The following is a 5,149-nucleotide window of genomic DNA, read 5'->3' on the forward strand; positions in this document are numbered from 1 at the left end:
CTGGAATTTCTAAAGGATCGCATCAACCCCAGAATCTCTTTGTCCTAGCATACTCCTTTTCCGCTTTGAGAATGTCCCTGTAAAACTCGATCTCGTCCTTCTGAAGCTTGCCTATCACCCTCGCTGCGGTCTCAGGTCCTAAACCCCGGCTGGCAAGGGCAATGGCTGCGGTCTTGCCATAGCTTAAGACCAGGTTTGCATTGCGAAAGACCCTCTTGGTCCTGCGCTTCTCATCAGAGGTCTTCTTATCCCGCTTTCGGACCACTTTGATCTCATCCTCCTCCCAGGGCTTGAGAGCAGCCACCATCCTGGAACCACAAAGAGGGCACTCAGGTCGGTCGGGCACCCGTTCGACCTGACGCATGGATTTCCATTTCTTGCAGTTCACGCAAAATAGCAGTACGCGGTCTTTCATAATCCTGTTTTTGAGGAGTTTGATCACTGCAGCATCCGCATTCTCCGGAGAGGTTACATCCTTTCCGCCTCCCCGGCCACTGGTCCCAATAGGCGAGAGGCTGCTGGTGGTCATGGCCATCGAGCCATCCCTGATCCTCACCAGAACCATCCTGGTCCGCTCGATATCCAGGCGATCGTGATAGATCTCCCGCAAGGCCTCTCGGTACATGGGGGTGCCCTCGAATACTGCCAGCAGCTTTGCCATGCTCACTCTCTGATAGTCAACATCCCTGGATAGGGCACCGAACTTGCGGGCCACATGGATCATCTTCCAGCGAAGGAGGGAGGTGTTCTTCAGGGTCATCTCCAGGATGGGCTGAACATAGTCCGGATCAAGATCCTCAATCAGCTTCTCGATCTCTTCCGCCAGCAACGCTTTAGGAAGGGTCAGCTCAATTCTGTAAGGATCGATCTGCAAGGCCACGCTGCTCCCAAAGCGAGCGGATAGGATGGAGGTTATAACCCTGCCCAGAGTATCATTTGTTTTATGGCCGAAGCAGCAGTTTATGATCGCTCCCTCCCCACCGCCTTCCACTACCACCAGAGATTCGTTTGGTACAGGATGATTCTTTTCCCTCTGTCTCATTATGAGATCAACCAGCTCTCTTGCCGCCTCATCTTCCACCGGGTAGCAGCTCTGGAGCCACTCTTCAGCATCTTCCGCTCCCTTGCCCGACTCGAACATCTCGCTGATCTCCCTCCGGATCCGGCCCACCTCCTGGGCCACATCAAAGGGGACGGGAATCTCCTCTCCTGTCCAGCTGGGAATCTCTCCGCTTCGCTGAATGGGAACCACCTTAATCTCCTCCTCAGCAATCTCGGTTATCTCCCAGATTTCTCCCTTGGTCACGAATGTGGCGCCGGGCTGGGCGAAGCCAACTACAAATGCTTCATCCAGGGTTCCCACCGATCTGCGTCCCACTATGTCGTAGACATTGTACCTCTTCTCATCCGGGATCATGGAGAGGTTCTCGATATAGTACTCCCGTGCCTTGCGAGTCCTCTGCAGGATGCCTCCCTCTCGCCTGACCAGTCTGTGCTCCTCCATCTGAGAGACTACTCCCTCCAGCTCCTCCACCGTCAGGTCCCGGAAAGGATAAGCTCTGGAGACGATCTGATGGACTCTCTGGAGGCTTATATCGCCAAAATCGATCTCCAGTCCCACTATCTGATTGGCCAGGACATCCGTCGGCTTCTCATGGATCTTGATCTCCTCCAGCTTCGAGTCTGCCGCCCTCCTGGCGATGGCGCAGGCCTCAGCCACATCGTCGGCACAGGTTGCGATTATGCTTCCAGATGAGACGAGACCAATCTTATGTCCGGCACGACCAACCCTCTGCAGCATCCGGGAGACCTCTCGGGGAGAGCTGTACTGGATGACATGATCCACATCGCCAATATCGATTCCCAGTTCCATAGAGGAAGTACAGATGAGGCCCTGCAGCTCTCCCGCTTTAAAGGCCTCCTCTGCCTCCACCCTCGCCTCCTTCGATAGGCTGCCATGATGAACTCCAATGGGCTCACCAAGCTGTCTGAACCTTGAGCCCAGAACCTCGGCCGCCTGTCTGGTGTTGACGAAGATGAGGCATTTCTTATCTCTCACCTCATCTCGGATCCAGCGGATCTGAGCAGCCAAACGGGGGTCGCACTCCAATGTGCTGGCCAGGGAATAGTCCCCGCCTTTGGGCTGAGGGCTGACCACCTGGTAGTTGCTTGCCCTTTCCACATCTGCACAGACGATCCTGTATCCTCTATTTGTTCCAACGAGCAGTCTGGCTACGGTTTCCGGAGATCCGACGGTGGCAGAGAGGCCGATGCGCTGAAAATCTCCGGCGATCTCAACAAGCCTTTCCAGGAGAACAGAGAGCTGAGAGCCGCGTTTGGAGGAAGCCATCTCATGAACCTCATCCACCACTACCATCCTGACGGTGGAGAGATTAAGGCGCAGCCTCTTTCCGGTGAGCATGACCTGCAGAGTCTCGGGGGTGGTGATCAAGATGTCAGGTGGACTCAATGATTGCCTCCTTCTATCGCTCTGGCTGGTGTCGCCATGGCGAACCGCCACTGAGATCCCCAGGCTTTCGCCCCAGTCATGAAAGCGGCGAAGCATGTCTCTGTTCAGGGCGCGCAGGGGTGTGATGTATACCGCTCTTATTCCTTTTATGCCGTTGGAATCCATACCTCCAGATTCCATAGCGCTGGATTGCATTCCGTCAGAATCCATCGTCCTGCTTGCTTTTTTCTTCTCCCGGCCATGCTTTGGAGTATTGTTGCTCTTTCCTTCGCCGGATAATATCTGGTGAAAGATGGGCAAGCTTGCAGCTTCTGTCTTGCCTGTACCTGTGGGGGCGATGAGGAGAACGTTCTCTCCTGCTAGAATTGTTGGTATCGCCTTCTCCTGAGGGAGCGTCGGCTCGATTATGCCCTGCTCTTGCAGTATTGCTCTGATCCTATGATGAAGATGATCGAAGGCGCTCACAGTCGGTTATTCACAGAATCGGATATGAATACTTTGCGGCAAATTCGGAAGAATGCTACGTCGATGAACGATTAAAGCGTATCTATCTCTCACTAGCTGCAGGGAAGCCAATCTGGTCCTGAAAATCCATAGGAATCGTTGCTGCTCAGATGTATGAACCTCTCAATGTTGAGGACGCCGATCAAGTCCTCCTGCACCAGTCCATAAACCGCATGGCGGCCATAGGGACCTGATTTTACATCTTTGGACTGCCAGGCGATATGAGCCTTGCCGATAAGAGAGGATGCAATCCTGGCCTCTAGAGTAGCATTGCCTCTGCTGCTATCATCCTTGATGCCGGATGGATGAAAAGACCTGCTATTGATCTCCGTCTCCTTTTCCAGATGGTCGAATTCGGAGTATGACTCAGTAACGCTAGCGCCTGCATCATAGTTCTTGACGCAGAGGTAGTCTGAGGTGTTCATCTGGGTCATGGCCTGATAAAATGAGGCGGGCATGCCTGAAACTGCAAGGCCTGCCAGCAGAAAAGCAATGGACAATGAGATCAGGCTCATAAATACCGGCCTCGTGAATATTGGCCTTGTGAATATCTGACTCATAATCCAAATCATCCTCTCGATTGAAGGACAATCTTCTATTTAAGGTACATGCGTGCATCTAAAAAAGACAAAATCATAATGCCGGCTATGCTTCAGTCACCTAAAATAAAAATGGGGTTATCGTCTCTCAGAGCGGTATGAATCCATACTCTGTGGCGACATCCCGTCCCTTGGAGCCCAGCATGAAGTCAATGAAGGACTGCGCGCCAGCAGTTGCCTCATCGTAGGTATAGAAGTATAGCTCGCGAGCCAGCTCATAGCTTCCGTCCTTGATGGTCTCTTCTGTTGGTAGAATCCCATCCAGGCTGATGGTCCCTACTGAGTCGTCCTGAACATAGGAGTATCCCAAGTATCCAATGGCCTGATCGCTCCCGGTCAGAGCGGTTTTTATCTCTGCATTGCTGCCAGCAACTGTGCTCACGCCCGGAGTCTCAGCGGACTTATCGCCCATGATCTCCTCATTGAAGGTATCCCTGGTTCCAGAGCCTTGCTCTCTGCCGATGACCAGTATCTCCTCATCCGGACCATCGAGCTCCTCCCAATTGTCGATCTCGCCTGCATAAATCTCTTCGACCTGTTCCTTGCTCAGGGAGGTCACGCCCGCATCATATATCTCCCGGCTGACGGCGATAACTATCCCATCATAGCCGATGAGGTTCTCCTGGAACTTGTCTCCGAACTTCTCCCGCTCCTCATCAGTGACCTCTCGAGAGGCCATGGCTATCTCGGAGTTGCCCTCGGCGATGTTTTTCATCCCCACACCAGTGCCGCCTCCAGTGACAGTAACCCTGTAATCAGACTGCTCAGCGTTAAAGACCTCTGCCCCGCCTTCTGCAAGAGGCAGTACAGTTGTTGATCCTGCAACACGAACATCTTCCATAGCCACAACCATAGTAGTGCCGATTGCACATACGATCAAGGCTATCAATAGAGCACCAAATAGCTTTCTCATCAATTCACCGGCGGAAGCTTTGCATGGATAATATGTAAACCTATCCAACATAAAATATAGTATTACCCTTACCAAAGTTATCGAAACATAAACTATATAGATTTCAAATACACGCTAGATTTTACCTAAACGCTGATATTTTCTCTTTTCGAAAGCATCTAGTTCAACAAACCATTGGCTACCGCTTTTCCGAGGTCCGTGCATCTCTCCAGGTCCTCTTTAGTGGGAAGTTGGACCGCCGTTGTTCCCGGCTCTATCACCGACATGCCAAAAGATTTCATCCGATCGATTAGGATAGGCACCCCCTCACCACTCCATCCGTATGAGCCAAAGGCCACTCCCACCTTCCCCTTCAGGTCGAGCTTCTCCAGCTGGGCCAGGAATGGGTCCATGGTCTTGATAAGCTTGCTGTTATAGGTTGAGCCGCCAAGAAACACTGCATCGGCGTCCAAGACGTCGTCAGGCTTCGCCTGAAATACTTTTTTCAATAGTACATCCACACCCTCAACGCTCTTCGCTCCATTGGCAATAGCCTCTGCCATCCTCTTCGTCTTTCCAGACTGGCTGGCATAAATAATGGCAATCTTTGGCATTATAATCCCCGCAGGTTGATCATTACATATTTTATAACTAGTTAATGGTTGATGGGAATTATAAAAGAAA

4 protein-coding genes are annotated in these 5,149 nt (G+C 52.0%); all 4 read right to left on the reverse strand.

The genetic code is table 11. From position 1 onward, the window contains the following. Window positions 1-22 precede the first annotated feature (22 nt). Window positions 23-2,935: a DEAD/DEAH box helicase gene (locus BP822_RS02220; protein ID WP_273278328.1), complete on the reverse strand. Its 2,913-nt coding sequence runs from the start codon at window positions 2,933-2,935 to the stop codon at window positions 23-25. Between the two features lie 92 nt (window positions 2,936-3,027). Next, window positions 3,028-3,489, reverse strand: a complete 462-nt coding sequence (locus tag BP822_RS02225; protein WP_013719835.1) for a hypothetical protein — start codon at window positions 3,487-3,489, stop codon at window positions 3,028-3,030. A 172-nt stretch (window positions 3,490-3,661) separates the two neighbouring features. Next, a complete protein-coding gene (locus BP822_RS02230; RefSeq protein WP_013719834.1) occupies window positions 3,662-4,486 on the reverse strand; it encodes a phosphate ABC transporter substrate-binding protein in 825 nt (274 codons plus the stop codon). A gap of 158 nt (window positions 4,487-4,644) precedes the next feature. Next, window positions 4,645-5,079: a flavodoxin domain-containing protein gene (locus BP822_RS02235; RefSeq protein WP_273278327.1), complete on the reverse strand. Its 435-nt coding sequence runs from the start codon at window positions 5,077-5,079 to the stop codon at window positions 4,645-4,647. Window positions 5,080-5,149 lie beyond the last annotated feature (70 nt).

Source organism: Methanosaeta sp. UBA458 (genome assembly GCF_002496085.1).
GTDB classification, from domain to species: Archaea; Halobacteriota; Methanosarcinia; order Methanotrichales; family Methanotrichaceae; genus Methanothrix; species Methanothrix soehngenii.